This window comes from Nonomuraea sp. NPDC049028 (assembly GCF_043197735.1).
Classification (GTDB): Bacteria; Actinomycetota; Actinomycetes; order Streptosporangiales; family Streptosporangiaceae; genus Nonomuraea.
Genome location: NZ_JBICTR010000004.1, coordinates 598,648 through 624,916 on the forward strand (window position 1 = coordinate 598,648; position 26,269 = coordinate 624,916).

Here is a 26,269-nt window from a genome sequence, read left to right on the forward strand (position 1 = left end):
GGGCTGGTAAACAGATCAAGAGCTTCCGCGGTCCGTGAGTCCGCCGGTCCGCGCGACTCCGGAAGCCGAACATGCCGACGGCGTCACCTAGGCGGCCACCTGGGCGACGCCGTCCCGGTTCGCCCCGGCCCGGCGTTACACCCCTCGCCCCTCGAGAAAGGGCCTTCGCATGGCCGAACCGCCCCCACGCCGCGAACCCGCTCCTGTCCGGCACCTCGCCCGGGTCACCGACATTGCGCTCGCTGCCCTCACCCTGGTCTTCTTCGTCGCCGTAGCCCTCGCCACCGGGGTGCACACCCCCCGGCAGGGCACGTACCCCCTCGCTCTGCTTCTTGGAGCGCTCCTGCTGGTCAGACACCGCTGGCCGATGACCGTGCTGCTGCTGTCGATCGGCGGGATCTTCGCCTATCACCTCACCGGACATTGGTCTCCCGCCGGTTGGATCTGGCCGGCCGCGGTCGCCTACTTCACCGCCGCAACCACGCCACGCGTGCGCTGGGTGGCTGCCATCGGCCTGGCCCAGCTGGTCTACTCTGCGGTCGACTTCCGCTGGGCGCTGGACACGAATCCGACCCGCTACGTCTTACACGTCGCGGGGGAAGGCCTGCTCCTGGCGATCCTCATCGCTGCGGGCCTCGCCTACGCTGCCGCGATGCGCTGGCGCGAGCGGCTGCGCGAAACCGACAGCCGTGCTCGTGCCGCCGAGGAACGGCTGCGCGTCTCGCACGAGGTACACGACATCATCGCGCACACGCTGGCCGTCGTCGGCGTTCAGCTCAATGTCGCCGCCGACACTCTCCAGGAGGATCCGACCGCGGCCGCCGCCGCGCTACGCCTGGCCAAGGACGTCAGGAACCGGGCGATGAGCGACCTCCGCTCCCTCGTCGCGGTCCTGCGCGAGAGCCCAGCTGACACCGCACCCCAGGCGGATCTGGCCTCCCTGGACACTCTCATCGCCGACGCCCGCGCCGCCGGGCTCGAGGTGACCCTCGACGAGCACGGCGACCGCGCGGCCATCCCTGCCGTTCTCGCCATCGCCCTTTACCGCGTCGTCCAGGAGTCCCTGGCCAACACGCTCAAGCACGCGGGAGCGAGCAAGGCCCAGGTGACGATCGGCTACCAGCCCCGCTCGATCACCGTCGAGATCACCGACAACGGCCGCAGCACTTCAGGCGGCGCCGAGGTCACCCAAGGCCATGGCCTGGCCGGCATGCGGGAGCGAGTGAGCGCACTCGGGGGCGCGCTCACCGCGGGACCGATCCCCGGCGGCGGCTTCGCCGTGCGGGCCGACATCCCTGTGGCAGGCTCGACGGCATGACGATCAAGGTGCTCCTCGCCGACGACCAGGCACTCGTACGGGCCGGCTTCCGCAGCCTGCTGGCCCGCTCCCGGGACATCACGGTCGTCGGCGAAGCCCAGGACGGCGACGAAGCCGTACGGCTGGCCTCGAGCACCCACCCCGACGTGATCCTCATGGACATCCGCATGCCCGGCACGGATGGGATCACCGCCACGCGCCGCATCATCACCGGCTCGACCGCTCTGAGCTGTCGCGTCATCATCCTCACCACGTTCGACACTGACGAACACGTCTTCGCCGCCCTGCGCGCCGGCGCCAGCGGCTTCCTCACCAAAGAGGTCGAACCCGCCGAACTGCGCCGGGCGGTCGCCGCCGTCGCCGACGGAGACGCGCTCCTGTCTCCGTGCGTGACTCGCCGCGTCATCGAGCAGTTCGCGCACCGGCAGGACCTCACGCCCAGCGCGGGGCAGCGATTGGCCGCCCTTACCGTCCGGGAACTGGAGACGGTCAAGCTCGTGGCGCTCGGCCTTTCCAACAACGAGATCGCCGAGCGGCTCGTCATCAGTCCGCTCACCGCCAAAACCCACATCACCAGGGCCATCGCCAAGCTGAACGTGCGCGACAGGGTTCAGCTGGTCATCCTGGCGTACGAGAGCGGCCTGATACGGCCCGGCGCGTGACCCCGGGCGATGCCGACGCTGCCAGCAAGAGCGCCAGAAAATGCGGCCCACAGACTGTTTGGCTCCGAAACGATTCGGCAGGAGCGCCGCCCTTGAACCCAGAACCAGGCTCTACATTCAGTCGTGATCTACCGCCACAGACCTGTCAGCTCTATCGCGTGTTCAGGGCTGTCGGCGTAATGGACACCCTCCCTGGAAGGTTTGTTGGTCAGTCAGCTGGTGGTAGGTCAATCCCGAGGACTGGCAGGCAGTCGCCGACGGCGACGAGTTCGATGTCGTCGCGCCGCCGCTTGATCCACTGCTCCCGGGTCAGCCGCCACCGCTTGATCTCTGCCGGCTCGCCGCGCCGGGTGTCCCAGTCGACGCCGTTCGGCACGTAACCCAGTGCCTGCGAAACGCGGTTCGAGGCGTGGTTGTCGACGAAGGCATCGCTGCCCGCCTCACTGGCCCCGAGCCCGTCGAAAGCCAGCTGCAGCACCGCCTGCCGCATCTCCTTGCCCAGGCCGCCGCCCCGAACGTCCGGGCTGAGCCAGGAGAATGTGGTGACCGTGCCGAACGCGGCGAAGTCGCGGCCGATCAGATCCTGCATGCCCACCGGTTCGCCGTCGACGACTACGACGAAGTACAGACGCCACAAGCTCTCGCTGACCTGGCCCCGGCCCCGCCACACCGCCCGCAGCCAGCCCCACTCGCGCTCCGGGCTGTCCGCATAGAGGGACATCGGATCGTCGAAGGGCCACGGGGGCTTGACGGCCACGCCCTTGCGCACCGTCGGGACCAGGCGTTCTAGGAGCTCATCTGTCGCCCCGAGCAAGGACAGCCGAGGTGTGTGCACCTGCACGTTCAGCGGGGGATACGCGGACAGAGGCGAGCCAGTCGTCGGCATGGGCGCAACCGTACGGGCCGACCGGCACGGCGCGCATCACATATTCGGCCTGGCCCCCGAGCACGTCGTTCGCCTCGTGCACTGTCACAGGCCATCGACAGTCGAGACCCCCACGCCGGCCCCCACCCGCCTGGTCTACCAGCGGCAGACTTAGGGCCAGGTCTTGGCCTCGGACTCGAACACCGCGCGGTCGCTCTCCACGGGAAGCACGCACATGAGATGACCGCCGGGGACGCGCAGGGTGCGGCACTCCTGCCACCGCGCCACCTCACTCGCGCCCAGGGCGATCAGTCGCCGGGTCTCCGCCTCGACGTCGTCGGTCTCGATGTCCACATGGAAACGGGGAGCGTCGTCGACCGCCTGCACGGCCACGAGCGGGCCAGGCTCGGGCAAGGCGCCGTGCAGCGAGATGAACTGCTCCTCGGAAGGCAGCGGGCGAGCCGTAGCCCCCAGCGCCGCGGCCCAGAAGGCCGCCGCTGCCTCAGCCTCCGGCGTGGGGGTGTCTATCAGGAGGGCGTAGACACGACTGCGATGCATGGTGATCATGCTAAGACCGACCGGCAAATGGATCACTTCAGGCGTCGGGTGGTGGGGCGGTGGTCCCAGCGATAGCGGGTCGTCGAGCGTCGGATGAGCATGCGGAGCGTGACGAAGGCGGCGGCGAGGTATAGGTAGAAGTCCACGACGCTGCAGCTCTTCTCGGTGCAGCGCCGCAGCTTGCCGTAGCCGTTCATCCACGAGTGGCACCGCTCAACCACCCACCGTTTGCCGGCCTGGATCGGTGCGGGCACGCCCTTGCGGGCTATCTCGCCGGTGAAGCCGAACTCGTCGAGCAAGGCACGGGTCCTGGCGCTGTCGTAGCCCCGGTCGAGATTGACGTTCACTTGCTCGGGGAGTGCTCCTACCTGGGCTTTCGTTGCTTCGAGGGTGGGGCCGAGCAGTGGTGAGTCGTGCCGGTTGGCGCCTGCGGAGACAATTCCCAAAGGGACCCCGGCCGCGTCGGAGGCTAACGATCGCTTCAGTCCCTGTTTGCCTCGGTCGACCGGGGAGCGTCCAGCTTTCTCGCCGCCCGATGGAGCTTTCGTGATGCATCCGTCCACGGAGATCTCAGCCAGTTGGAGGCCGATCATGCGATCGTACGCTTGCAGCGCCAGGGCGTGGACCTGCTCTGATATGCCCATCTGCGACCAGAGCTTGACGCGGCGTCGAATGGTTCGGTCCGAGCAGCCCGGACTGGCGATCCGCTCGTATCCAGTGCCGTGGACCAGGGCCTGCACGATGTGCTCGAAGACGATTCGGTCCGGGACCCGGCGACGGTGGCAGCCCAGCGGGTGGGTCGGCGCATAGTCATCGCGCGCGGGTAGCAGGGCGGCGAACTGGTCCCACAGGGGGGCGAGCAGGCAAGATGGCACAGCAGGCACGGGCCCTCCAGTGATCACTGAGCGTAGAGAACTCCATGATCATTCAAGCCCGTGCCTGTCTCGTACCCGGCACCACCATTCGCCCGTCGGTCGCAGCCCCGTCTTTGACCTCCATCAGCGTCGTACGGCACGGAGGAAGGTTGTGACGGCGTCGCGCCAGCCGGTTACTTGAGATCGAGGACGGCTTTGCCGTGGAGGCGACGGTCGAGCAGAACCTTGACTGCCTCGGAGTGGCGAGTCCAGGGGCCGCGCCAGCTGATGCCCGGATCGAGGCTGCCTGCGGCGATCTCTCCAGCCAGCCAGGTCAGATCCGCAGAGAAGTCGGTGGTGGGGTCGCCGAAGAGGAAGAAGGTGCGGATCGACCGGCCGTGCCGTCCTCCGTCGCCCAGCAGGGCATCCGGTGACAGCACCGCATCGGCCTCGGAGGATCGGCCTACGCTGATGAGGCTGCCGCCGGCCGACAGGGAGGCGAAGGCGTCGACGAGGTACTGTCCGCCGACGTTGTCAAGAACGGCCGAGACGGGCTGCTGCACGGCGGCCGGCTCGGGGTGGACCTCGTGGGCGCCCAGGGCTCGCAGCCCGTCCGCCTGAGCGGTGCTCCGGCTGATGGCAACGACGTGCGCGCCGGCGCGGGCGGCCAACTGGACGGCGTAGCGGCCGACGCCGCCTGAAGCACCGGTGACCATCACGCGGCGACCGAGCAGCGATCCCATCTGACGTAGCACGTGCAGGGCGCTCAGCCCGGCCACGGGAACGGTGCTCAACGCGCCGGGATCGGCGTCCTTTGGCGCGGTGCCGAGCAGGGCGGCGGGTACGGCGCGCAACTCGGCCCAGCCGGCCTCCCCTCCAAGGGTGACAACCCTCTCTCCCTCGGCCGGGCCCGAACCGTCGGCGGCCGCCTGAACGACCACGCCGGCCGCGTCCCATCCGAGCACGGTGCCGTCCGGCATCTCCGGACGGGTGGCCACATGGACCTCACCGAAGTTCAGCGAGACCGCCTCGACCCGCACGAGCACCTCGTGGGCGGCGGGTCGCGGGGCAGGGACGTCCGTCAGTGACAAGTGTCCAGGTGAGGTGTGATCCACGACGAGTGCACGCACAGGAAGGTTCCCTTTCATAAAGTGCCATAGTGTGGCGTTTGCTCTAGTAGAGCATATGCGTAATCTCGGCGTACTTGGTACAGTGATTGTGATGACGACCGTTAAACAACCCGCCAGCCTGCGCGAACGCAAAAAGCTGCATACTCGCCAGGCACTGATCGACACCGCCATCACGCTCTTCAGCGAACGCGGATTCGACAACGCTCCGCTGGACGCGCTGCTGGAGCAGGTGGAGGTGTCCCGGCGGACCTTCTTCCGCAACTTCCGCTCCAAGGAGGACGTTGCACTCACCGCCGTCAAGCAGCTCTGGGACACCTACCTGGAAGTCCTGGACGGCATCCAGAAGTCCGGGCCTCTGGCCGATGTCTTCCTCGCCGCCATGCTGACCACTCTGGAGCGCATGGACGAGGACTGGTACCGGCGCTTCCCGCTCACGCTCCGGCTCATCGCCGACTCACCCGCACTCGACGGGTACACGCTGCGGCACTGCGCCGAAGTCCAAGCCGAGATCGCGTGCCGACTTGACGAACAAAACCGTCTCGAACTGCGGCTCCTCATCGAGTTCTTCGTGGCCACCTGGCGCTGCGCTCTGGACGAATGGCTGCCCGACTGCACACCGGGCGAACTGCCCGCGCTCTTGCGCCGGGCCTGCTCAACCATGAACTCCGCCCTCAGCCTGGAGGCATGAGCTCGTTCTGTGCCACCCGGCCTCGAACAGGGCCCGGACGTGCTCACCCATAGGGAGAAGCGCAGCAGCGCCGTGGACTTCTACCTATACCTCGCCGCCGCCTTCGTCACGCTCCGCATGCTCATCCGACGCTCGACGACCCGCTATCGCTGGGACCACCGCCCCACCACCCGACGCCTGAAGTGATCCATTTGCCGGTCGGTCAAAGAGCCTGCTGACAAAGGGATTTGGTGCCGGGGCTCGAGCCAGGAGACGGTCGGGTTTGGTCATGTTCGGGCCGTTGACCTGAGAATGGGAGCGGGCTCCCGGTAGCTGAGGTGTTGTCTAAGATCGCGTCCATGACGAGGACCACGCCGCCGCGCCCGCTCGATGTTGAGGTGTTGTTCCCGGAACTGGCCGCTTACCGCGGTACGACTACCCGGCTGCACCCTCGTCCGGGCAGCCCGGACGTGTCGTCCAGTTCCGTGGGCGGCCCCCTTCTTTGGCCGGCGGACGAGCCATGGCCGGTGTGTACGAAGCCACACAAGCGCGGGACCGGGCGGCGCCCCGCGGACATCCATCGGGAGCGACAAGTCCTCGCGGCTGCCTGGGCCCGCGACCCGGATGCGGGTCCCACGACGGAGGAACGGGCACTCCTGGAGGAGTTGGCGCGGAAGCATCGCGTCGAGGGGGTGGCCGACACCGATCCGCTGCCGATGATCGGTGTCGCCCAGCTGTACCGGCGGGACGTTCCCGATCTGCTGACGGGACCGGACGGGTGCGACCTCCTCCAGGTGTTCTGGTGCCCGTTCGACGGGCACGGACCGACCGGCTGCGGCATGTCGCTGGACCTCCGTTGGCGCCGATCCTCCGAGGTGGCCGAGGTCCTGGCCGCGCCGCCCCGACCAGCGGTCGTGGGATTTGACGGATATGTTCCGGAGCCCTGCGTGCTGCACCCGGAACAAGTGGCCACCTACCCGTTCGCCGGACTGCTGCCCAAGGACCTGCACGCCCGGATTGACGCCTGGGAGGAAGCCCTCGAGGAGGAGGCCGAAGAGACAGGGGAAGACGACGCACCCGAGGCGCCCACCTACCAGCAGGACCTGTCCATTCCGCCCGGCTGGCGCGTCGGAGGGTTCGCGTCGTGGCACCTGACCGACCCGTCTCCCATGCACTGCCGGGCCTGCACGGCACCGATGGACCTACTGTTGACCATCGACAGCAGCGAGTGGGACGGCGGCAGCGGCAGCTGGAAGCCGATCGAGGAACAGGATCTGCCCGCGCACCGGTTCGCCACGCCGACCGAGGTCACCGTGGGGCGCTGGGGTCAGCTGAACGTCTTCGCCTGCCCTGTTCCCTCGCATCCGCACTCCTGGAGCATCCAGTAGGCCATCAGGCCTGTGATCCCTCGCGTGTGCCCGATGCAGGGTGGCTGCGGGAATGGGCTTAGCGTACGTTTCCGTTCCGCCACACCCTGACCCCCGAGATGTGGCCAAGATGATCAGATGAGATCGGGTTCGCTGGAGGTAATGATGCCGCGGGTGGACACCTGACTCACCTGCCGTGACCAGGTCGCGGGGATACCGTCCGATCTGAGGCGAACCGGCTCGGGCGGCCGCGGCCGGCGGAGTGCGGCTCCGGGGGGTCCTGCCGACTACTGCATGATGGTAACTGTCAGGTGACACGCCATCTGGCCGCGTGCCAGCCAAAGTGGCCAGATAGTTGGCCAGCGTCAGGCGAAGTGGCCAAATGTGACTGAGCACGCTAGCTGGCCCCTCTCGGCATCCCAGTTGGCCGCAGAAGTCAGGCGTCGAAGCGACGGCGTGCGGCCTCTATGTGACCGAAGTACCGGTGGGTCCAGCCGCACATCCCATCGACCGTCGCTCGCAGAGCCTGGCCCGGCTCAGTGAGGGTATATTCGACCCGCGGCGGGACGGTGGGGTACACGGTGCGCTCGACCAGGCCGTTGCGCTCCAGCATGCGCAGGTTCTGGGTGAGCATCTTGTGGCTGATGCCCTCGACCTCGCTCCGCAGCTCACTGAAGCGCAGGGTGCGATCACCGAGGCCCTCGACGATCAGGAACGCCCACTTGTTGGCCACGTCCGAGAAGATCTCCCGCGCCAAGGAGCCCGCACGCGCCAGGTCTGCGTCCTCGGGCGAGCCTGTGAACTGCTTGGTCACCATAAGGTTCTCCAGTCACGGAAAAGTGCGTTCTTCCACGTCAGCAGCCAGTCTCTTATAGTTCTTGAGTAACCACAAGAGAGCAAGAGTGTCGTGGTCGGCGCGGACGCGAGCCCACAGGCGCTCAGAACGAGGAGACAGGCACCATGGCCATCACCTTTGTCAACCCCAGCGGATTGCCCAAGATCGATGTCTACCGGCAGGTGTCGATCGCGTCCGGGTCAAAGCTGATCTTCATCGCCGGACAGGTCGCCTGGGACGCCGAGGGTGTCACGGTCGGCGAAGGCGATCTCGCCGCACAGGTCGAGCAGAGTTACCTCAACATCGGCAAGGCCCTGGCCGAGGTCGGCGGCTCCTTCGACGACGTGGCGAAACTGACCTTCTACGTCGTCGACTGGACCCCCGACAAGATGCCCCCGCTCCTGGAAGGCATCTCCCGGGCAGCCGCGAAGCTGGGGGTCACCCCGGCCCCGCCGACCACGCTGATAGGCGTTGCGGCACTGGACGTCCCCGACCACCTGGTCGAGATCGAAGCCACCGCGATCCTCGACTGAACAGATGGCCTTCGCTCACTGAGCACCGAAGTGGCCATGATGTGATTTGTGAGCGCTACGTCACGGAATATGATCAGCGAGTTCAGGGGCGCCTACGTCGTTGCCGATGGCGTGGAGCAGCTCGTGGGGTTGGAGCGGCTGGCGAGCGTGGCGCTGGAGGAGGCGCTGCCCGTCCGTTCGTTCCCGTCCTATCACCGGGCAGCGGAACTATCCCGGCTGGTACTGGTCGGCCACGATGGAGCGCCGGGTGGGGTTCGAGTCGTGGGTCGAACGTGACCACCTGGTAGCGCTCGATCGTTGACACCCGAAGCCGTCGCGCTCACCGAACTCCTCACCGACCTGGGCTGGCGCCGCCACGTCGCCATGGTGGACGAGCGAGCGCTTCGCAGCTTCTCTGAGCGCGTCGCTCAGCAGATGAACGAGCCCGCTTCAGCGAGTAAGGGGCCCGCCCCGCCCTCTCTCTGGGGACAACAAGACGGGCTCACCCGGTGGGTCGAGCAACTGCGACGCAAGCACCGCATCCGCCGACGACGCCACCTGGCCGAACAGCGTCACACATGGCAACCGCTACCACTGCCGGAAAATGGCCACTTCAAATGACACAGCCACCTCGCCGTCCGTGACAGATGAACTGACCAGCACGAGGTCACGCCGTGATCAATGGCCAGATTGGATGTCACCTGACAGTGACCGGTGGGTGCTCGTGAGAGGTGTGAACGATCTCGATCATGTACGATCCGGCCCTGACCAAGGGAGTCAGAGTGACGGAGGATGCGCTCCAACGGCTGCGCGTGGAGGCGTCACGGGACGACTACGCCTCGATGGCCCGCCTGGCGCGGGCGCTGTACGAGCAGGGCACCGACTCCCCTAAAGTGATCGACTTCGTCAATCCTTTGGGGGTTATGCGGCGGGGTTCGGTACGGCAGGCTGGTGGTCGCAGCCAGCGGGCTGCTGGAGGTTCGACTCCTTCTGGGCCCCCAGCGTCATCTCCCGGTGCGGTACGCTCTCGCGGCCCACGGCCGGCGACGGCGTCCGCGAGGGTCGCAGCCAGGTCTCCGTTGTCTGTACTGTGCCGAAATGACAAGAAGCGAGCGACTCGCGGACCAGCTGGACCGGCACTGGCACAAGAATCTGCGGCCGCGGCTGGACGGTCTTGCCGATGAGGAGTACTTCTGGGAGCCGGTGCGCGGCTGCTGGAGCATCCGCCCACGTGACACATCGGCCAAACCGATGTCGGCAGGTTCAGGGGAATGGATGATGGACTCCGCGTCCCCTGCCCCGGTGCCGGCTCCGGTGACCACGATTGCCTGGCGGCTTGCGCACATCATCGTCTCCTGCCTCGGCTATCGGGTCGGATGGCACTTCGGCGGCCAGGACGTCGACTCCCAGACATTCGCCTACGCGGGGACCGCTGACGAGGCGCTAAAGCAGCTCGATGAGATGTATGGGAGATGGAACGCGGGGGTCCGCGAGCTCTCGGACGCTGACCTGGAGAATCCGCCCCCGGTGGGTCCCGAGCAGTTTCCCATGGAGGGCATCGTCCTGCACGTCAACAGGGAGCTGATCCATCACGGCGCCGAGATTTCCCTGCTGCGCGACCTCTACCGCTGGCAAGAAGGAGCCGTACCGCGCTGAATATGACTTTACGGTAACCGGCGATCGAGCTTCGGAACCCGCAAAACCAACCCTGCCAGACGATCTACACCTCAGACTGCCGCCCACCACCAGCACGAGCACCCCGAACGACCCTCACGCCACCACCCTGATCAGCTACGTCAAGATGGCGCAGCTTCTCTGCTCGTGTCGCTCGATCCGGGCCAGCAGGTCCTCGAGGCCGCCCGGAAGAATCCCTCGACTTCGTCTGCGGTCTTTATGTGACCAACGCCGACCGTTGAAGCCAGTCGGAGTCTTGGGACTATCCGGCAGGAATTGCCCGATAAGCCTCCCTCTGCACGATCAGGGGTATGCCGACATGCGAGCCCGACCGGCGCCGGCGAGTGACATGGACATGGTCGTGGACCCGCGCCGACGCGGTCTGACCAGCTCGTTGACATCACCGGTGGGCGACCTTCACCACCTCATGCACCTGGCGCTCAACCGATGTGACGCCATCCCTGGCGTCGGCCGGCGGAGCCGTAACCCAAGTCACACGCCGGGCATGTCACGTTCCCGGCAGCTCATCTCGTCCGTGTAGTGCGCAACCGGCCTATCACTCGCACGGACAAGGGGACCATCGTGTTCGCCGTCTACCTCGTGATCACTCTCCTCGCCTCGGCCGTCGTCGGCCTGGCCGCCATCGCCAACCTCATCGGCCATGAATACCCCAAGAAGCAGGCGGACCAGCTTCGCGTGCCCCGTTCCTGGATGCTCCCGCTGGGCATGATGCTGGCGGCGGGCTCGCTGGGACTGCTGGCCGGGTTCGCCGTTCCGGTGCTGGGCCTGCTCGCCGCCGCCGGCCTCGTGTTGTACTTCCTCGGCGCGTTCTGCGTTCATCTGCGGGCGCGTGACCACCACTTCGGCGCCTGGTCCGTGTTCTTCACGCTGGCGGCGGCCGCCCTGGCCGCGAACGTGGCCTACTACTGAGTTCCGGCCCAAACCAGATCAGTTCGTCCGCGACGCCTCAGCCCGCGACCCCCTTGAACCCCAGAACCAGGCTCTACATCCAGTCGCGATCTACCGCCACAGACCTGTCAGCTCTATCGCGTGTTCAGGGCTGTCGGCGTAATGGATGCCTGGAATCGGTCGCCCATGGCGATCTTGAATGCGCCACCCTCCGAGCTGGACGACAGGGCCTCGTCCTCTCCTCATGGCAAGGGCCAATTCGGAAAGCGTTCCCCAGGAGCCGCCGACCACGATCACGGCGTCACCTGAGTTGACGATGACGTTGTTACGAGCTTCGCCGATCCCTGTAGGAATGACGATGGTCAGGTCGGGGTTGATGTGCTCCCGGTCAGCGCGGGAGAGGATCCCCACAACCGTTCCGCCTGCGGCGTTCGCACCGGCGGCAACCGCCGCCATGACACCTGTATATCCGCCGCATATCACTACCGCTCCGCGTTCGGCCAGCATGCGGCCCAGCTCGCGGGCATTGCGACGGTCATCTTCGGTACAGTCACGCGGCCCGCATACCGATACCTGAATAGCCATTAAGGGCCTCCTACGCCGTGACCTCACTCAGGGAGCGCTGGCTCGAGCTCATCGCGACTGGCCTCTCCAACCGAGCGATCGCCGAGTCGCTGTCGCTGTCGCCGAAGACGGCGCGCAACAACGTGTCCGACGTCTTCACCAAGTTGCAGGTCGCCGACCGCGCCCAAGCCATTATCCAGGCCCGCGAAGCCGACCTCGGCCAGTGACCAGCCAGGCACGGCATCCCTGTCGCCCATGCTGCGACTTACCAGGAGCAATAGGTCAGCGTTATCAGCACCCCTGTATTACATTCAGAGATCTTGAGGTTCGGGCCCGTTACGAGATGTAGTGGGTCCATCGTCGATGGGTGACCTGTACTCTCACTTACGATCTGGTCGTGTCCTGGGATACGGAACTGACCACGCTGACCGAGCGGATCGCCGGGCCGTTGTTCAACCGGCCCGAGCCGCGCTCCACCTTCCCCGACCTGGTTCGCAGCCTGCTGGCTGACGTGCCACGGAAGAACTCCTGGCAGCTGGCCGACCACATCGGGCACGTCAAAGCCTACCGATTCGAGCATCTGCTATACGGCGCCAAATGGGACGCCGACGTCCTGCGCGACCAGGTGCGCTCCTACGTGCTGGAGCATCTGGGCCGCCCGGACGGAGTACTGATCGCCGACGACACCAGCGCGATCAAGCAGGGCAACAAGTCGGCCGGCGTGGCCCGCCAATATTGCGGGCTGACGGGCCAGGTCGAAAACTGCCAGATCATGCCCATGCTCACTTACGCCTCCAGCGCCGGGCACGCCTTCGTCAACCGGCGCCTGTATCTGCCCGAGAGCTGGGCCAACGACCCGCAGCGGCGCAAGGAGGCGGGCATCCCCGCCCAACTGCTCTTCGCCACCAAGCCGGCCCTGTTCATCGACATGCTCAGCGAGGAGATCACCGCGGGGACTCCGTTCCGCTACCTGTGCGGCGACTCCGGCTACGGCCGCGACCCCGACCTGCGCGCCTTCTGCCATACCCAGCACATCGGCTACGTCCTGGCAGTCCCGGTCGATCTGCCGCTGATTGCCGTACGTGGCGGCGGCGAGCCGGTCGGCCACCTACTGGATCGGCTCCTGGCCCACGCCAACTCCTCGGTATGGGAGCGCCGCTCGTGCGGATCCGGCACCAAGGGCATCCGCCTGTATGACTGGGCCACCGTCGCTGTCCACCTGGCCGAGCAGACCCCCGCTCCCGGCTACGCCCACACGGTATTGATCCGCCGCTCGGTGACCGACCCAGCCGACATCGAGTTCTTCCTCGCCCACGCCCCCACCGGCACCCCGACCACCGAACTGATCAAACTGGCCGGACTCCGCTGGAAGATCGAGGAGAACAACGCCCAAAGCAAAGACCTGCTCGGTCTGACGCAATACCAGGTCCGCAAGTGGACGCCCTGGCACCGGCACGTCACCACCGTCATGCTCGCCCTGGCCTTCCTCGCCGTCACTCAAGCCGCCTTACCCCCAGACCACGACGAACCCGATGACCAGGGAAAAGACACGACAACAAACGCCAACCCGCCGTGAGGAGCACCCCAACCCGCCTGCTGCGGCCCTCACTCGCCGAGATCCGCCGCGTCCTGACCCGCCTGTTCATTCCAGCCGCCAACGCCATCGCGCACGTCCTGGCCTGGTCAGCCTTCCGCCGCCTCCACCAAACCCGTGCCCTGGTCAGCCACTACCGCCGACGCGGCGACCCGAGACCCAAAGATCTCTGAATGTAATACCGGGCGGCCAGCAGCGCCTCGATGCTCGGCGAGAACCCGGCGAGCAGGCTGGCGACGGTGAAGACGACGAAACCGAGCAGGTAGGTGCCCTGGCGGCCGAACAGATCGGCCACCCTGCCGAACACGACGAGGCCGACGGGGCTGACGAGCATGTAGATCAGCAGCACTCAGCTGGCGACGAACGCTTCGGCGTGGAAGTGCTCGACGACGGTCGGCAGCGCGACGTTCAGCGAGCTCGAGTTGAGGCCGGTCAGGAGCATCCCGAGCCCGGTGACGGACACGGCCCGCCAGGCGTAACGTAACCGGACTGTCTCGTCCGCCTCGCACGCCGTGATCGCCATTCTCAGAATGGTATTCAAGAATCCCGTTCTGGAATAGTCCGGTGGAGCCACTCCGGCCCCAGCGCACGGCGCGCATAGGTGAGAGAGTGCAGGCCGTCATCGGGGTTCAGCAGCGCGTGCCGTACGGCGAGCGAGGCCACCCACCGCTGCCAGAGCTCGTCGCCCTCTCTGGGGAACCCGCCGTTGCTGTCCATCCAGTCACGCAGGAGCGGCGCGTGCATGAGCAGCAGCCCATCCCTGACCTCCGCACCGAGCGGGCCATCCGCGCGCAACGCCTCCTCGACCGGCTCGTCCCAGAGCTGGAACCGTGCGGCCAGCTCGCCCGCCACCGCGATCAGGACCGCCCGCCTGCCTGCCGCGTCAAGTGCGCGGAGCCGCCGCTCCAGCTCGGGTTCGACGTGCTCCAGGCCCAGGGGCTCCAGCGGACCTGCCGACGTGGGGGTGTCGATCAGCACGGCGGTCCGCGCACCTGTGAGCCACTCCCGGTCCAGCCGGGCGCCAGTGAGCTCCTCCACCAGCGCCATCGCCGCCGCCTTGCGCGCCCATCCGGACGCCGCCCGCACCCGCTCCACACCCGGCCCCAACGCCCCCGAGTAGGCGCCGGAATCCGTCAGATCGACGGTCTCGTAGCCGGAGCGCCCGGGCACGGCATGGATGATCCGCTCGCCGCCACCGGCGTGCCAGCCGAGATTCCACACGTAGGCGTCCTCGCTCAGCCAGCCGAGCACCTCGGGCCGGTCCTCGTAGCCCCCGCCCCACCGCTCGAACAGCATCACGCCGTCGCCGACGGTGTCCACGAACAGGACATGGAACCCGTCGAGCTCGGTGTCCTGCACGTCGAGCTCGCGGATCTCCGGCCGGCCGCCGCCGGTGAGCCTGGCGGCGACCTGGGCAGGGCCGATCGCCCCCGCGACCGGCCTGACGACCGTCCACGACAGGCCGGAGCCGAGCCACTGCTCGGTCTCCAGCAGGTCGCGGTAGTGCGTTTCGCGCGTCAATCGTGGTCCTTGTCGATCGCGTACGGCGAGACGGGATTCTTGGGCGGCTCGCAGAGCGTGTCGATGGGGAACGCCTTGGGCCGTCCGTCCTTGCCATCGAGCAACTGCTTGAACCGTACGGCGAACGCGTCACGGTACAGTACTCGATCTTGCTGGTAGAACCGGTTCTGCACCGTGCCGGCGTTCCTGTTCGACGCGGCAGGAACGGGACAGACCGAGAATTCCCTGTTCTTGTCGGAATCCACCGTCCTGTTGGTGGTGGCGAACGGGTACTCGTCGCACTCCCTGCCGTTGTTCTTGTAGCCGAGCCACAGGCTGTCACACCGGGTCTGCGCCCTGCCGCGGTTCTGACCGCCGTCCGGGTCGTCCGGTCTACGTGTCAGCCTGTGCTCCGGAGAAGGCAACCGATCGTTGCCGTAGTCGTAGCACCCGCGGATCAACTTGCCGGTCTTCCGCGGGTAGGTGGTCGGGCTCGCGTAGCAGGCATTCCAGTAGTGCATGTACGTCTGGTCGTAGGGAGTGGCGAGATTGCCCATCCCCAACTGCAGCGACGGCACCGCGGGGAAGACGCAGCCCCCGCCCCCGGAGAGGTACGCGGCGGAGTCGCAACGGACCAGGACCGGCTTGGACAGGCCCCACGGGTAGGGGGCTCCCAGGATGTCGAAACCCTCCGCGTGGGCGTAGGTGTTGAAGCCGCAGTGGGATACCGCCTCGGCGTTCTCCACCTTGATCGCTTTACCGTTGGCGTCCAGTTCCCCGGTGATGCGCTCGGCCGGCTTGGCGGCCGGGTCCGACCAGAACCTGAACGTGGCCTGCGGTGTCCAGACGTCGGTCTTGAAGGGATTCTGCGTCTCCCACTGGTCGACGGTCTTCTGCACAAAGTTCCGGTTCTGGGCGCCTCCCCACTGGGTGACGTCCAGGCAGTCCCGTGAATTGCGCGGGGGAAGCATGCCGATGGTCACCACCTCGTCGGCGATGGAAGGCCCGAGGCGCTTACCTGTCAGGACGTAGGCGTCGAAGACCACGAGCCGGTTGGTCTGCGACGGGCTGTCGAGCCCGTCGGGCTTGGTGCCGTAGGTTCTGGCCACCACCATGAGCCCGGCGGTGAACATCGGATTGAGATACTGCTTGACGCGCGGTTCGTACTCGTAGCGGTCATTCCACTTCGCTTCGAGAGCGAAGATCCGGCACAGGCTGAAGCCGTTCTTGGCCCAGCCGTTGGACCAGCGCGGCTTGCCGTTCTCCGGGTAGAAGTACTTCGTCGCACACTCCTTGGCGCCCAGCCGGTCGTAGGTCCGCCCGGGCAGGGCGGCCGCGGACGCGATCTTCGCCGCCGCGGGGGCTGCGACGCCGCCGAAGAGGGCCGCGATGCTCTCCGGCGCGGCGGCCACGCTGTAGGTGCGGAGTTCGTCGATCGCGCCGGGCATGCTGGTCCCCATGGTCAACGGACCGGCGGCATTCCAGCTCGGGAAGGAGATCGCAGCCGTCTTGATCGGGCTGCCGTTGAGGTACAGCGTCGCCGTCTTCGAGGAGGCTTCGTAGGTTCCCGCGAGATGGAACCACTCGTTCAGCGGTGGCTGTATCCCGGAGACGGCGCCCTCGGTAGTGGCGTCGGCCGTATCGGCGCTGGTCAGGGTGAAGACGAGACCGTGCTCCTGGTCGTAGCCGAGGCGGAAGGGAGCCTGGTGGGCGCCGCGCTGCTCGGCCACGCTGTAGGAACCGTTCCTGGCGGTCCAGCGCACCCACGCGGCCACGGTGAAGCTGTGGTCTGTCGCCAGGACCGGCTCACTCGTCTGTGCCAGCGCCTCCTCACCCGGCTGGACGAGGTGGATGACGATCACCTGCCAGGGCGACCAACCCGCGGTCGATTCCCCGGCGACGGCACGCGCGCGCCAGCGCAGGACCCAGCCGTCTGACAGTAGGTTCGCTGGCACCGTGACCTGACCACGGCTCCCGGACGCGGCCCCGTCCACGCTGCCGGACCAAATCCGTCCGCTCCCCTGACCTGCCGGGGCGGACGGGTCGTGCTCGAGCTCGACCTCGGCGCGGACAGGGGCGCCGTCGGGGTTGACGACCGTGGCGCCCAGCGTGGGGGTCGTGGAGGTGACCACCCGCTTGGCGTTGACGACCTGGTTCGGAGTCGCCTCCAGCGCGCTCACGTCAGGCTTGGGGACGTTGATCGTCAGCTTCTGCCAGCTCGACCAGGCCGAGGTCGCGGTGGACGACAGGGCTCGGGCACGCCAGCGTACGACCCAGCCGTCGGAGAGTTCGCCCGCCGGCATCGCCGCCGTGGCCTGCGTTCCCGCCTGGACGTCGGCGACCGTTGCCGTCCAGATCTGCCCGGTCCCCTGCCCTTCGGGCGCGGAAGGATCGTGCTCGACCTCGAACTCGGCGGAAAGGAGGTCACCGCGTGGATCTGCCGCCGTCACCAGGAGTTGGGGAGTCAACGACGGGGTGACCGTCTGCCCGCCGACCTCGGCGGACGGCACCACCCTGAACTCTCCCACGGTGGGTGCCGAGGCCGGGCGGCGGACGGTGAGCTGCTGCCAGTCCGACCAGGCCGAGGAGGCGCTCGCCGAGACGGCGCGGGCGCGCCAGCGCGTCATCCAGCCGTCCGAGAGCTTTCCGCCTGGCACGGCGACGGTGGCCTGGGTTCCTGGCCGGACGTTGTCGACACCGCTCGCCCAGATCTGCCCGGATCCCTGCTCCCCGGGCGCGGATGGATCGTGCTCCAGCTCGAACTCCGCGCGGACCGGCTCGCCCCTGGGATCGAACGCGGTGGCGCGCAACTGGGGCGTGACCGTCGGGGTGATCGTCTTTCCGTCCACCGAACTCGACGGGGTCACCTGCAGCTCCTCCACCGCCGGCGCCGAGTCGGGAAGGTCCACGATCAGCGACTGCCAGTCCGTCCACGCGGAGGTCAGCGGCGCCGTACCTGATTCGGTGATCGAACGGACCCGCCAGCGGACGTGCCAGCCGTCGGTCAGCTTGCCCGGCTCCACGTTCACGCCGGCTCGCGCGCCCGCCTGGACACCGCCGACGGCCCCCGACCAGATCAGCCCGCTTCCCTGGCCTTGCGGCGCGTCCGGGTCGTGCTCGATCTCGTACTCGGCGCGAAGGGTCCCGCCTGGCCCGTAGGTGAGCACGGCCTCAAGCGCAGGAGTCAGCGACGTCGTGGTCAGCTTGCCGTCGATCACCGACGACGGCGTCACCTGCGGGAAGGTGACTCCTGGCTTGGGGATGGTCACTGCGAGACGCTGCCAGGCGGTCCACGTGGATGACGCGCCACCGTCGAGCGAGCGCACCCGCCAGCGAGTCACCCAGCCGTCGTGCAGCTTGTCAGCGGGCACCTGGACGGCCGCGGTGGCGCCCGATACCACCTGGTCGAGCGCGGTGGCCCAGATCTGACCCGATCCTTGGCCCTCCGGCGCCGAGGGGTCGTGCTCGAGCTCGAACTCCACCCGGGAGGTGTGCTCCTGCGGGGTGGTCACGGTCACCCGCAGCTCGGGCGACACGGTGGAGGTGACGGCCGTGCCGTTGTCGACTTGCGAGGGCACCACCTGCGGCGAACCGAGCGCCGGATCGGTGTCGGGGTTGAAGACGTTGATCTGGAATCGCTGCCATGACGACCAGCTCGCGGTGGATCCCCGCGTGGTCGCCTTGGCACGGAACTCGTAGTCGTGCTGATCGGACAGTACGCCGGTGGGGATCTTCACCGTCGCGGTGGTTCCCGAGGCAACCCCGGCGGAGGAAGCCGTCCAGAGGACCGTGTCGGTCATGTAGTCGGCGACCTCGAAGTCGACCGTGACCGCGCCGCCCAGCGGATCGGTGACTCTGACGAGCAGGGACGGGGTCAGCGACGGTGTCACCGTGTTGGCGTCGATGGTCTCGGCCGGTGTCACCTGGAACTCGCCGACCGTCGCTTCGGGCACGTCCACCGTGAAGAACTGGTAGCCGGTCCAGGAAGGGGTCGAGCCTGGCGTGCTCGCCTTGACGCGCCATTCGTACTTGACGCCGTCGGCCAGCTTGTTCGGGGGAACCGACGCCGAGGCCTCAGCACCGGAGGGCGCGGAAGGCACCGAGGTCGACCACTGCAAGGTGTCGGTGGCGTAGTCGCGTACCTCGAAGTCCACGGTGGCGGCGCGCCCCAGGGGATCGGTCACCCGGACCTTCAGCGCGGGGGTCTGCGACGGCGTCACGATCTCGGCGCCCACCAGCGACGACGGTGTGACCTGGAACTGGTCCACCACGGCCTCGGGCACGTCCACAGTGAAGAACTGGTAGCCCGACCAGGCCGAGGTCACGCCGCCGGCCGTGGCGCGGACCTGCCACTCGTAGCGCGTGCCGTCCAGCAGCTTCGCCGCGGGCACGGTGATCGACGCCTGCGTGCCGGAGGGCACGGCGGTCACGGAGCCCGACCACACCATGCTGTCGTCCGCGTACTTCAGCACCCGGAACTCGGCGGTGAGCGTGCCGCCCGTGGGATTGGTCGCTCGCGCCAGCATCGTCGGCGTCAGCGACGTCGTGGTGATGGCTCCCCCGACCAGTTGCGAGGGGGTGAGCTGGAACTGGTCCACGGACGGGGTGGCGTCGACCGAGAAGAACTGGTAACCGGTCCAGGCCGGGGTCGAGCCAGGCGTGGTGGCCTTCACCTGCCACTCGTACTTCACGCCGTTGACCAACTTGCCCGCCGGAACGGTGACTGACGCCAGCGAGCCCGAGGCCACATTGGCCACCGAACCAGACCACACGGACACGTCGTCGGTGTAACGCTTCACCTCGAACGCGACCCCGACGGGACCGCCCAGCGGATCTGTCACCCTCGCCTTCAGCGTGGGTGTCAGCGTCGGCGTCACGGTGTCCGTGCCGACCTGCGAGGACGGTGTGACCTGGAACTGGTCCACCACCGCCTCGGGCACGTCCGCGGTGAAGAACTGGTAGCCCGACCAGGCCGAGGTCACGCCGCCAGCCGTGGCGCGGACCTGCCACTCGTAGCGCGTGCCGTCCAGCAGCTTCGCAGCGGGCACCGCGATCGAGGCCTGGGTCCCCGACGGCACGCTCGCCAGCGAGCCGGACCAGACGGGCGCATCGTCGACGTAGCGCATGATCTGGAAGTCGACCTTGGACGCCGCTCGGCCCGGATCGGTGACCAAGGCACGCAGGCTAGGCGTCAGGGAAGGGGTGACGATCGTGCCGTTGACCTTCTGTGATGGCTGAACGTCGAATCCGCTGAGCACCGGCCCGGCGGCCGCCCGGGAGTTCCCGATCCACGGGCTCAGCTGCCGGGTCAGGCCGGGGGGCGTCGACTGGTTCGTCAGCGCGGACCCGGTCCTGCCGGGTGTCCAGGCCGCGGTGGTGTTGAGGGTGGCGGTGCGCAGATTGCCGGAGGAGTCGGCCGCCCTGTCACCGGATCCCTCGTCGAAGGTCCAGTGGCCGGTGAGCCCGTGCTCGGGCTCGGGTAAACCGGGAACCGGTTCGTCCAGTTCCTCCGTTGGAACCAGGGCCTCGTCGGCGTCGGCGTCGTTCCTGATGTCGACGATCTCGTCGTCGGACAGCTGCGGCATGCCGATGAGCGACTTGGCCACCCGGCTCTGGGCGGCCAGCGCGTCCAGGTCGGCGAGCGTGGTGGGGACCTGCTCGCCCTCTTCCAGGAGGGTGATGTGGTTCGGGTTCTTCGGCGGGGCCGGCACGTAGCCGATGACCAGTTTGGGACCGTGCGCGCCGCCGCCGGAGACGTACTCCTTCGAGCGGTACGCCCGCCAGTTGAGGTAGTCGGATTCGTTGCCCGAGGTGAGCTGGAACCCGTAGTTGGCCTGACCGTCGGCCCACGCCTGGGTGATCGCGTTGACGCTGTGGTACAGGTCCCATTCGTAGTCCATGTAGCCGCGGTCGCACCCGGGCAGATAGGCGCCGTACTCGGTGTTGGCGCCGTCGCCCGTCACGGTCGGCTGGTTGCTCCACGTCAGTGTGGACACGTCCCAGCGTTGCGTGACCCTGCGGGCCGTGATGCCGGAGCCGACGCTGACGCCGCAGTCGTTGGAGGCGATGTTCCAGAGGACGAGGTCGGCGTTGGTCACCCGGCCGCCGCGCAGCGGCGAGTCCTCGGGAATCTCCTCGAAACGAATATAGGTGCGCCAGCGCACCGTGCCCTCGTTGGTCTTTCCGGCCTGCAAATGGTAGGCGCCGCTGTTGGCATAGCCGTTCTGATAGGAGGAGTTGTTGATGAACGTGTCATTTCCAACGGGCAGTTCCGTCCAATCGGAGTCTGCTACCACGAGGGAAAGCGGATAGGAAACTCGCGAATTGCCGAAGAAGCCGGCGTCGGGCTTGTAGACGATGGCGGCCTTGCCTACTGTCATGGCCACCTTGCCCAGATGGCCTTCCTCACCGACGCTGAGATCCGCGCTCGCGTCCGTCAGCATCGGCGGCGGAAGCTCGGTCGTCGTGTGCGCCGCTCCGTCGCGGACGACCAGCTTCCCCGCCGAGCTCTTCCCCAGGGAGAAGCCGTCGGGAAGCTGGACGGGGACCGAGAATGCCAGCGGGCCGCTCGGCCGCCGCCTGATGACGACTTCCTCCCGGAATCCCGTCGGCGTGGCCACAACCACGAGGTCGACGCCGGGACCGTAGGCGTCTGCGTATTCGGCCCGGTTTCCTGAAAGCTTCGGAACCGCCAGCGACCGCGGCGCCGAGACCTTGATCGTCGATCCGTCGCGTCCGCTGCCTGCGGTGAGGAGCTCGGTGTCGCCGCCCAGCGAGAGGGTGAGACCGGCCCTGGTGGAGCGCGGCCTGATGACGCCGTTGTCAGCCACCAGCGTGGTATCGACGGGATGCCAGGAGCCGCCCTGCTTGAAGCGGATGGGGTCGGCGTAGAACTCGGTAGTGAGCGTCTTGCCGTCCGGGTTGGCGAAGGACGTCGCGCTCTCCGTGCGCAGTGCCTCGATCTCGACGCGCTTACTCTCCTTCTTCGCCCGCGCCATGGCAACGCCTGTGGCGCCGCTGTCGGACGCGGAAGGGGTGGGAGCGGGTGATGGCGTGGAGTCCTGGGCGATCGCTGGGGGTGCGAGCAGGGTCAATGGCAGCGTCAGCGCGGCAATCAGGGCAGCTTGGTACCGCGTCCGCTGCGATAAACCGGACGCCGATCGTCGAGTGTTCACTCCAGCCTTTCGGATCATGGGCCGCAAACCGGAGTGATCATCACATAAATTTCAGCTAAAAGTAAAGTGCGATCTTCGTAAGAGGAAAGCCACCTACCGTTAGTGCGGTCGGAAATCCGGCAGGAACCGGTATTACATTCAGAGATCTTGAGGTTCGGGCCCGTTACGGGATGTAGTGGGTCCATCGTCGATGGGTGACCTGTACTCTCACTTACGATCTGGTCGTGTCCTGGGATACGGAACTGACCACGCTGACCGAGCGGATCGCCGGGCCGTTGTTCAACCGGCCCGAGCCGCGCTCCACCTTCCCCGACCTGGTTCGCAGCCTGCTGGCTGACGTGCCACGGAAGAACTCCTGGCAGCTGGCCGACCACATCGGGCACGTCAAAGCCTACCGATTCGAGCATCTGCTCAACGGCGCCAAATGGGACGCCGACGTCCTGCGCGACCAGGTGCGCTCCTACGTGCCGGAGCATCTGGGCCGCCCGGACGGAGTACTGATCGCCGACGACACCAGCGCGATCAAGCAGGGCAACAAGTCGGCTGAATGTAATACCTGCGACGCCCGTCACACGCTGCCCCGCCTGATCATTCCCCTGCCTCGGCCCGCGTCAGGGGGCGCGGCATTATGTGCGTCTTCACGCCTTCCCGGATTTATCACATCATGGGAGGTCGAACTTCCCATTCTTGGCTCCTCCGATGAACGCCTTCCATTCACCGGAGTTGAAGACAAGACTCGGGCCACTAGGGTTCTTGCTATCCCTGACGGCGACATGATCGCCAACGAGGGCGATCTCCACACACTGTCCATTGGCACTGCGTGCTTTCGTCAGATCAAGCTCGTCGCGCATCGCTACCTGCCCCTTGGGAGTCTGAGATGAACCGAACGGAATCAGTTGGACTCGCCGCAATCTCTTGAAGGTCCCCGAAATCTAGTGTATATCGAGACACTTCGGATTCCCGTTCCACGAAGAGATCCCCCGCCGCTGAGTCGATGTAGACCACGTCCGCGTCGGTCTCGGGGAAACTCCAAGATTGAGAACGAGCCGGTCATACCTGGGTGCGCCCCCGCCGAGTAGGGAATGACCTGGAATGACACGTTGGCGAGTTTGGACATCTCCGCGATGTGATCGATCTGCTCCTCCATGACAGAGCGGGCGCCAACCACTCTTCGGATGGCTGCCTCATCGACGATCGCGGACAGGTGAAGTCGACCTTCTCGGAGAAGTGATTGGCGAGCTGGCAGGACCGTGACGGCGCCAAGACGGCCCTGCTGTCGGCGTACCTGACTACTCCGGTTCGGCACGTCTTTGCCGACCAGGGCTTCGCAGGAAGGCTGGTGCACTGGGCACGAGACACCCTGCGCACCGCGCTGGAGATCGTGCGCAAGCCCGCTGACCAGCGCAGCTTCAACGTCATCTCCCGCAGGTGGGTGGTGGAGAGGACACTGGCCTGGCTGACCGCCTGCCGCCGCTTGGCCCGCGACTATGAACGCGACCCCACCGTGTCCGAGGCCATCATCCGCTGGGCCGCCATCGCCGACATGGCCCGCCGCCTCACCCGAGGAGGACCCGCCCAACGCCAACCGCGCCACGCCTGCGACTGACGTCGATCACCACCTGAACGCTCGATCACCTGGAGCCTGCCAACCATTAGACGAATTCTGTGATGGGCTGGAACTGGTGGGTTGTGGCAAGCGGGCCGTCAAAGTAGACGGAGTCGAGGTTTCCGGTCATGGCTGCAAAGAGGTACTGGCTGCACGACAGAGGGTGACTCTCCCATTCGGGGCCGCGTCCTTCGTTCATGATGACAGTCCAGTCGTCCGGTGCCTGGCCAGGCTGAAGGACCCAGTAGAGGAAGTGGCCGCTCCCTTCGAAAAAGGCCCAGGGCAGCACGCGCGCCCCGTCTTCGCGGAGCTCTGCGGGCTTGTCCTCGAACTCCCAGAGGTCGGCCAGCACCTCGTCGCGTTCCTTGGCCGCAGACACCAAGTTCAGGTCGTCTTTGAAGATCTCGTGGTGGTCGCATCCAGGTTCCAGAAGCCAGATCTCCTCATCGAAGACTCCCGCGCCGTAGATATCGGCAAGTTGCTTGTAGTCGGCGGGCAGCGGAGTGCCGAGCTCGTTCTCTACAGACTCCCAGTTCCGGGATCGTGGGGTGGTTCGCGGGGGGATGAGCTTGGTGATCCGTGAGACGGCAGAAGGCATGAGAACGGTCCTTTGACGAGGAGGGTCGACAAGGTACGTACCGCAAGGGATAGCCGGACCGCAATATGTAAAGGATTGGGTTCACGACCTTCCGGCGCGGACGTTTCTCCGGGCGACCATCGGTCTTCGGACCCGGCGTGGGATCCCGATCGCCGGCTCCACTTTGCGCTGGTCAAGTGCGAGGCGTAAGGAGGCCACGGCACCCGGCCACCCTGGCGACATATTGCACCGCCGTCACACCGCCACACCGAACATGGACGATCTTCTCAAACATGCTCTTAGACAGACAGATGCCCGGCCCCCTCGGAGGAACCGCCATGGGGACCGGGCAGCCCTGTTAGGTGGCTTAAGGCTGATCGAACTCGCCCAGTCGCACGCCTCCTGTGAAGGCTCGCCACTCGTCAACCGTGAAGATGATGCTAGGGCCATCCGTATTCTTGGAGTGACGAACCGCCACATGACCTTCAACGAAGGCAACGGCAACACATTGACCGTTCGTTCCGCTCAAGCTGCTAGTGCGCCACTGAGCTTGCGAAAGGTCAACATCCTTCTTTGCCACGCCGCACCTCCTCTCATTTCATGTTCGAAAGCACGTCGGCAATAAGATCGCGCGTTGCGTCGGGGCTGATCGACACTGCGCGAAGATGCTCAAATTCCAGGCTATATCGTGCTACATCCTCCTGGCTCTCCAGGAAGAGATCACTTGTACTCGTCTCGATATAGACGACATCGTGATGATGTTCTTCCGGAAACTGGAGGATCACGAATGAGCCGCGCATACCCGGATGCGCGCCAGCTCCAAACGGAACCACCTGCAACGTGACATGGGGGTCCAAGCTTGCGTCAATCAGGCGTTGTAGCTGCTCACGCATGACGCGAGGCCCACCGACCTGCCGATGTAGCGTGGCTTCATCGATAATGGCCCAGACAACCAACGGTGGGTCTCGACGCTCTTGGCGGCTCATACGGGCGACAACCCGGTTCTCGACTTCGTCTTTCGGAAGCGTTGGACCGGTTCCAACGGTAGCTGCCCGTGCGTATTCCTCGGTCTGAAGTAGGCCAGGCATGAACAGCGACTCGTAGTTGAGTATCCGTTGCGCTTCTTCCTCGAACCCGATGTATGTGGCGTACTGCTGGGGCAGATCCACAGCAGTCTGCAACCAGCCCTGTTCGTTCGCCGCCTTGAGGATGGCGAGCAGTTCCGTCCGCCGAGGCTCGGCCACCTGGTACACGTCCATCAACGTTTTCAGCGTGCGAACCTGCGGTCGAACCTGGGCCGTCTCAATCCTGTAGAGGGTCGCTCGGTTCATGGAGGTGATCTCCGCGACCCCCTCGCGAGACAGGTCGGAACTCTCGCGGAGCTGGCGGAGCGCCCTCGCGAGCTGTCTCAGGCGGACCGTCGGCGTCTGGTGCCTTTGGGGCATGCGAGCAAGGTTACCGAACGTCTATAGCGAGATGCACGTGCAACGGTTGCACCTTCCTTTGGTTCATGTGCATCATAGGAATAAGCAGCCCGTGACAGGCCCCCTCCTCAGCGGCAGGACCGCCAGGTCCATGAACTCGCGCGATTTACACGGGCAAGGCATCGAACAGAGCTGGATCAAGTCGATCGACGCGGCCACTCGAAGGGGCATCAGCATGCGCAACTTCGATGACAATGAGGAACGTTTTGTTTACTTAGTGCGATTGTCGTGGGATCTGTCGCAGTTCGGGCTGTCGCTGGCGGTGGAGTGCCCGTCGAAGGGATGAGCCGTTCATCGCCATACGCAGGGCGCGGGGTCCGCTGTATGTGAGGGCCGCGTTGAGGGGTGAGGGGTGGATTTTCGCGTGGGGTCATGGTCGGGGTCGGTGGGTGGGTGCGTAAGCCGTGGATGCGGCTAC

Annotated in this window: 28 protein-coding genes and 3 pseudogenes; 15 read left to right on the forward strand and 16 right to left on the reverse strand. The window is 66.4% G+C overall.

Features of this window, described 5'->3' with window-relative positions; genetic code table 11:
* The first annotated feature begins 169 nt into the window (after window positions 1-169).
* Together ACGFJ2_RS18175 and ACGFJ2_RS18180 are read left to right on the forward strand one after the other, a co-directional pair.
* A complete protein-coding gene (locus ACGFJ2_RS18175) occupies window positions 170-1,318 on the forward strand; it encodes a sensor histidine kinase (protein WP_393469540.1) in 1,149 nt (382 codons plus the stop codon).
* Entirely contained in the window at window positions 1,315-1,980 is a 666-nt protein-coding gene (locus ACGFJ2_RS18180) for a response regulator (RefSeq protein ID WP_393469543.1), read from the forward strand. Before ACGFJ2_RS18175 ends, ACGFJ2_RS18180 begins: the two co-directional genes overlap by 4 nt.
* A 208-nt stretch (window positions 1,981-2,188) precedes the next feature.
* Here ACGFJ2_RS18180 and ACGFJ2_RS18185 read toward each other — a convergent pair whose 3' ends face one another.
* From ACGFJ2_RS18185 to ACGFJ2_RS18200, 4 genes are all read right to left on the reverse strand, one after another.
* On the reverse strand, window positions 2,189-2,866 hold the full coding sequence (locus ACGFJ2_RS18185) for a GNAT family N-acetyltransferase (RefSeq protein WP_393469546.1): 678 nt from the start codon (window positions 2,864-2,866) through the stop codon (window positions 2,189-2,191).
* Window positions 2,867-3,016: 150 nt separating this feature from the next.
* On the reverse strand, window positions 3,017-3,403 hold the full coding sequence (locus tag ACGFJ2_RS18190) for a VOC family protein (RefSeq protein WP_357952195.1): 387 nt from the start codon (window positions 3,401-3,403) through the stop codon (window positions 3,017-3,019).
* A gap of 32 nt (window positions 3,404-3,435) precedes the next feature.
* Complete coding sequence (locus ACGFJ2_RS18195) at window positions 3,436-4,287, reverse strand: IS5 family transposase (protein WP_393469549.1); 852 nt, start codon at window positions 4,285-4,287, stop codon at window positions 3,436-3,438.
* Between the two features lie 164 nt (window positions 4,288-4,451).
* Window positions 4,452-5,348, reverse strand: a complete 897-nt coding sequence (locus tag ACGFJ2_RS18200; protein ID WP_358173782.1) for a zinc-binding dehydrogenase — start codon at window positions 5,346-5,348, stop codon at window positions 4,452-4,454.
* A gap of 130 nt (window positions 5,349-5,478) precedes the next feature.
* On the opposite strand from ACGFJ2_RS18200, the gene ACGFJ2_RS18205 reads away from it, so the two are divergent.
* The 3 genes and pseudogenes from ACGFJ2_RS18205 to ACGFJ2_RS18215 all read left to right on the forward strand — a co-directional run bounded on the left by ACGFJ2_RS18205 (window position 5,479) and on the right by ACGFJ2_RS18215 (window position 7,442).
* The gene (locus ACGFJ2_RS18205; RefSeq protein ID WP_357962672.1) at window positions 5,479-6,075 is read left to right on the forward strand and encodes a TetR family transcriptional regulator; all 597 of its coding nucleotides are present in this window, start codon (window positions 5,479-5,481) and stop codon (window positions 6,073-6,075) included.
* A 54-nt stretch (window positions 6,076-6,129) separates the two neighbouring features.
* A pseudogene (locus ACGFJ2_RS18210) lies at window positions 6,130-6,261 on the forward strand (IS5/IS1182 family transposase); the annotation flags it as partial.
* A gap of 152 nt (window positions 6,262-6,413) precedes the next feature.
* Window positions 6,414-7,442: a hypothetical protein gene (locus ACGFJ2_RS18215; RefSeq protein ID WP_363991243.1), complete on the forward strand. Its 1,029-nt coding sequence runs from the start codon at window positions 6,414-6,416 to the stop codon at window positions 7,440-7,442.
* Window positions 7,443-7,857: 415 nt separating this feature from the next.
* On the opposite strand, the gene ACGFJ2_RS18220 is transcribed toward ACGFJ2_RS18215, so the two are convergent.
* Window positions 7,858-8,238, reverse strand: coding sequence for a helix-turn-helix domain-containing protein (locus ACGFJ2_RS18220; protein WP_357962522.1), 381 nt, complete (start codon window positions 8,236-8,238; stop codon window positions 7,858-7,860).
* Window positions 8,239-8,381: 143 nt separating this feature from the next.
* On the opposite strand from ACGFJ2_RS18220, the gene ACGFJ2_RS18225 reads away from it, so the two are divergent.
* The 5 genes from ACGFJ2_RS18225 (at window position 8,382) to ACGFJ2_RS18245 (ending at window position 11,372) form a co-directional block, all read left to right on the forward strand.
* Window positions 8,382-8,789, forward strand: coding sequence for a RidA family protein (locus ACGFJ2_RS18225; protein WP_357962525.1), 408 nt, complete (start codon window positions 8,382-8,384; stop codon window positions 8,787-8,789).
* Window positions 8,790-8,858: 69 nt separating this feature from the next.
* Complete coding sequence (locus ACGFJ2_RS18230) at window positions 8,859-9,065, forward strand: hypothetical protein (protein WP_393469554.1); 207 nt, start codon at window positions 8,859-8,861, stop codon at window positions 9,063-9,065.
* Between the two features lie 21 nt (window positions 9,066-9,086).
* Window positions 9,087-9,389 (forward strand): hypothetical protein, encoded by a 303-nt coding sequence (locus ACGFJ2_RS18235; RefSeq protein ID WP_393469557.1) that lies wholly within the window; start codon window positions 9,087-9,089, stop codon window positions 9,387-9,389.
* A gap of 477 nt (window positions 9,390-9,866) precedes the next feature.
* Complete coding sequence (locus ACGFJ2_RS18240) at window positions 9,867-10,424, forward strand: DinB family protein (RefSeq protein ID WP_393469559.1); 558 nt, start codon at window positions 9,867-9,869, stop codon at window positions 10,422-10,424.
* 558 nt (window positions 10,425-10,982) lie between these two features.
* Entirely contained in the window at window positions 10,983-11,372 is a 390-nt protein-coding gene (locus ACGFJ2_RS18245; RefSeq protein WP_393469562.1) for a DoxX family protein, read from the forward strand.
* Between the two features lie 90 nt (window positions 11,373-11,462).
* Here ACGFJ2_RS18245 and ACGFJ2_RS18250 read toward each other — a convergent pair whose 3' ends face one another.
* Complete coding sequence (locus ACGFJ2_RS18250; RefSeq protein ID WP_393469565.1) at window positions 11,463-11,936, reverse strand: TIGR00725 family protein; 474 nt, start codon at window positions 11,934-11,936, stop codon at window positions 11,463-11,465.
* Between the two features lie 17 nt (window positions 11,937-11,953).
* Between ACGFJ2_RS18250 and ACGFJ2_RS18255 the strand changes: the two genes are divergently transcribed.
* Window positions 11,954-12,142 (forward strand): LuxR C-terminal-related transcriptional regulator, encoded by a 189-nt coding sequence (locus ACGFJ2_RS18255; protein ID WP_363991227.1) that lies wholly within the window; start codon window positions 11,954-11,956, stop codon window positions 12,140-12,142.
* A 170-nt stretch (window positions 12,143-12,312) separates the two neighbouring features.
* Window positions 12,313-13,491 carry an IS701 family transposase gene (locus ACGFJ2_RS18260; RefSeq protein WP_393469568.1) on the forward strand — a complete coding sequence of 393 codons (1,179 nt, stop codon included), beginning with the start codon at window positions 12,313-12,315 and terminating at the stop codon, window positions 13,489-13,491.
* A gap of 151 nt (window positions 13,492-13,642) precedes the next feature.
* Here the strand turns inward: ACGFJ2_RS18260 and ACGFJ2_RS18265 are convergent, their stop codons facing one another.
* Genes ACGFJ2_RS18265 through ACGFJ2_RS18280 form a run of 4 tightly spaced genes read right to left on the reverse strand, consistent with a single transcriptional unit; the run spans window position 13,643 to window position 22,007 of the window.
* On the reverse strand, window positions 13,643-13,858 hold the full coding sequence (locus tag ACGFJ2_RS18265) for an MFS transporter (protein WP_363991221.1): 216 nt from the start codon (window positions 13,856-13,858) through the stop codon (window positions 13,643-13,645).
* On the reverse strand, window positions 13,859-14,032 hold the full coding sequence (locus ACGFJ2_RS18270) for a hypothetical protein (protein WP_363991218.1): 174 nt from the start codon (window positions 14,030-14,032) through the stop codon (window positions 13,859-13,861).
* A 14-nt stretch (window positions 14,033-14,046) separates the two neighbouring features.
* Entirely contained in the window at window positions 14,047-15,030 is a 984-nt protein-coding gene (locus ACGFJ2_RS18275; RefSeq protein ID WP_363991215.1) for a hypothetical protein, read from the reverse strand.
* Window positions 15,027-22,007: a DNRLRE domain-containing protein gene (locus ACGFJ2_RS18280; RefSeq protein WP_393469573.1), complete on the reverse strand. Its 6,981-nt coding sequence runs from the start codon at window positions 22,005-22,007 to the stop codon at window positions 15,027-15,029. Before ACGFJ2_RS18280 ends, ACGFJ2_RS18275 begins: the two co-directional genes overlap by 4 nt.
* A gap of 401 nt (window positions 22,008-22,408) precedes the next feature.
* On the opposite strand from ACGFJ2_RS18280, the pseudogene ACGFJ2_RS18285 reads away from it, so the two are divergent.
* Window positions 22,409-22,720, forward strand: a pseudogene (locus tag ACGFJ2_RS18285) (transposase); the annotation flags it as partial.
* A gap of 126 nt (window positions 22,721-22,846) precedes the next feature.
* Here ACGFJ2_RS18285 and ACGFJ2_RS18290 read toward each other — a convergent pair.
* From ACGFJ2_RS18290 to ACGFJ2_RS18300, 3 genes and pseudogenes are all read right to left on the reverse strand, one after another.
* Window positions 22,847-23,035 (reverse strand): DUF397 domain-containing protein, encoded by a 189-nt coding sequence (locus ACGFJ2_RS18290; RefSeq protein ID WP_393470019.1) that lies wholly within the window; start codon window positions 23,033-23,035, stop codon window positions 22,847-22,849.
* The gene (locus tag ACGFJ2_RS18295; RefSeq protein ID WP_393469576.1) at window positions 23,019-23,189 is read right to left on the reverse strand and encodes a Scr1 family TA system antitoxin-like transcriptional regulator; all 171 of its coding nucleotides are present in this window, start codon (window positions 23,187-23,189) and stop codon (window positions 23,019-23,021) included. The genes ACGFJ2_RS18290 and ACGFJ2_RS18295 overlap by 17 nt, the downstream gene beginning before the upstream one ends.
* Window positions 23,190-23,256: 67 nt before the next feature.
* A pseudogene (locus ACGFJ2_RS18300) lies at window positions 23,257-23,529 on the reverse strand (Scr1 family TA system antitoxin-like transcriptional regulator); the annotation flags it as partial.
* On the opposite strand from ACGFJ2_RS18300, the gene ACGFJ2_RS18305 reads away from it, so the two are divergent.
* Entirely contained in the window at window positions 23,416-23,790 is a 375-nt protein-coding gene (locus ACGFJ2_RS18305; RefSeq protein ID WP_393469579.1) for a transposase, read from the forward strand. The pseudogene ACGFJ2_RS18300 and the gene ACGFJ2_RS18305 overlap by 114 nt on opposite strands.
* A gap of 46 nt (window positions 23,791-23,836) precedes the next feature.
* Here ACGFJ2_RS18305 and ACGFJ2_RS18310 read toward each other — a convergent pair whose 3' ends face one another.
* From ACGFJ2_RS18310 to ACGFJ2_RS18320, 3 genes are all read right to left on the reverse strand, one after another.
* Window positions 23,837-24,388, reverse strand: a complete 552-nt coding sequence (locus ACGFJ2_RS18310; RefSeq protein WP_393469582.1) for a hypothetical protein — start codon at window positions 24,386-24,388, stop codon at window positions 23,837-23,839.
* A gap of 346 nt (window positions 24,389-24,734) precedes the next feature.
* Window positions 24,735-24,947 (reverse strand): DUF397 domain-containing protein, encoded by a 213-nt coding sequence (locus ACGFJ2_RS18315; protein ID WP_393469584.1) that lies wholly within the window; start codon window positions 24,945-24,947, stop codon window positions 24,735-24,737.
* Window positions 24,948-24,960: 13 nt separating this feature from the next.
* A complete protein-coding gene (locus ACGFJ2_RS18320) occupies window positions 24,961-25,812 on the reverse strand; it encodes a helix-turn-helix domain-containing protein (protein WP_393469587.1) in 852 nt (283 codons plus the stop codon).
* 130 nt (window positions 25,813-25,942) lie between these two features.
* Between ACGFJ2_RS18320 and ACGFJ2_RS18325 the strand changes: the two genes are divergently transcribed.
* Entirely contained in the window at window positions 25,943-26,137 is a 195-nt protein-coding gene (locus ACGFJ2_RS18325) for a hypothetical protein (protein ID WP_393469590.1), read from the forward strand.
* Window positions 26,138-26,269 lie beyond the last annotated feature (132 nt).

Bases quoted from the DNA above. Each gene is read 5' to 3' on its own strand.
- ACGFJ2_RS18175 (WP_393469540.1), top strand. From the start codon at position 170: ATGGCCGAACCGCCCCCACGCCGCGAACCCGCTCCTGTCCGGCACCTC.
- ACGFJ2_RS18180 (WP_393469543.1), top strand. From the start codon at position 1,315: ATGACGATCAAGGTGCTCCTCGCCGACGACCAGGCACTCGTACGGGCC.
- ACGFJ2_RS18185 (WP_393469546.1), bottom strand. From the start codon at position 2,866: ATGCCGACGACTGGCTCGCCTCTGTCCGCGTATCCCCCGCTGAACGTG.
- ACGFJ2_RS18190 (WP_357952195.1), bottom strand. From the start codon at position 3,403: ATGCATCGCAGTCGTGTCTACGCCCTCCTGATAGACACCCCCACGCCG.
- ACGFJ2_RS18205 (WP_357962672.1), top strand. From the start codon at position 5,479: ATGACGACCGTTAAACAACCCGCCAGCCTGCGCGAACGCAAAAAGCTG.
- ACGFJ2_RS18215 (WP_363991243.1), top strand. From the start codon at position 6,414: ATGACGAGGACCACGCCGCCGCGCCCGCTCGATGTTGAGGTGTTGTTC.
- ACGFJ2_RS18220 (WP_357962522.1), bottom strand. From the start codon at position 8,238: ATGGTGACCAAGCAGTTCACAGGCTCGCCCGAGGACGCAGACCTGGCG.
- ACGFJ2_RS18225 (WP_357962525.1), top strand. From the start codon at position 8,382: ATGGCCATCACCTTTGTCAACCCCAGCGGATTGCCCAAGATCGATGTC.
- ACGFJ2_RS18230 (WP_393469554.1), top strand. From the start codon at position 8,859: ATGATCAGCGAGTTCAGGGGCGCCTACGTCGTTGCCGATGGCGTGGAG.
- ACGFJ2_RS18240 (WP_393469559.1), top strand. From the start codon at position 9,867: ATGACAAGAAGCGAGCGACTCGCGGACCAGCTGGACCGGCACTGGCAC.
- ACGFJ2_RS18250 (WP_393469565.1), bottom strand. From the start codon at position 11,936: ATGGCTATTCAGGTATCGGTATGCGGGCCGCGTGACTGTACCGAAGAT.
- ACGFJ2_RS18270 (WP_363991218.1), bottom strand. From the start codon at position 14,032: ATGGCGATCACGGCGTGCGAGGCGGACGAGACAGTCCGGTTACGTTAC.
- ACGFJ2_RS18280 (WP_393469573.1), bottom strand. From the start codon at position 22,007: ATGGCGCGGGCGAAGAAGGAGAGTAAGCGCGTCGAGATCGAGGCACTG.
- ACGFJ2_RS18290 (WP_393470019.1), bottom strand. From the start codon at position 23,035: ATGCGCGACGAGCTTGATCTGACGAAAGCACGCAGTGCCAATGGACAG.
- ACGFJ2_RS18310 (WP_393469582.1), bottom strand. From the start codon at position 24,388: ATGCCTTCTGCCGTCTCACGGATCACCAAGCTCATCCCCCCGCGAACC.
- ACGFJ2_RS18320 (WP_393469587.1), bottom strand. From the start codon at position 25,812: ATGCCCCAAAGGCACCAGACGCCGACGGTCCGCCTGAGACAGCTCGCG.
- ACGFJ2_RS18325 (WP_393469590.1), top strand. From the start codon at position 25,943: ATGAACTCGCGCGATTTACACGGGCAAGGCATCGAACAGAGCTGGATC.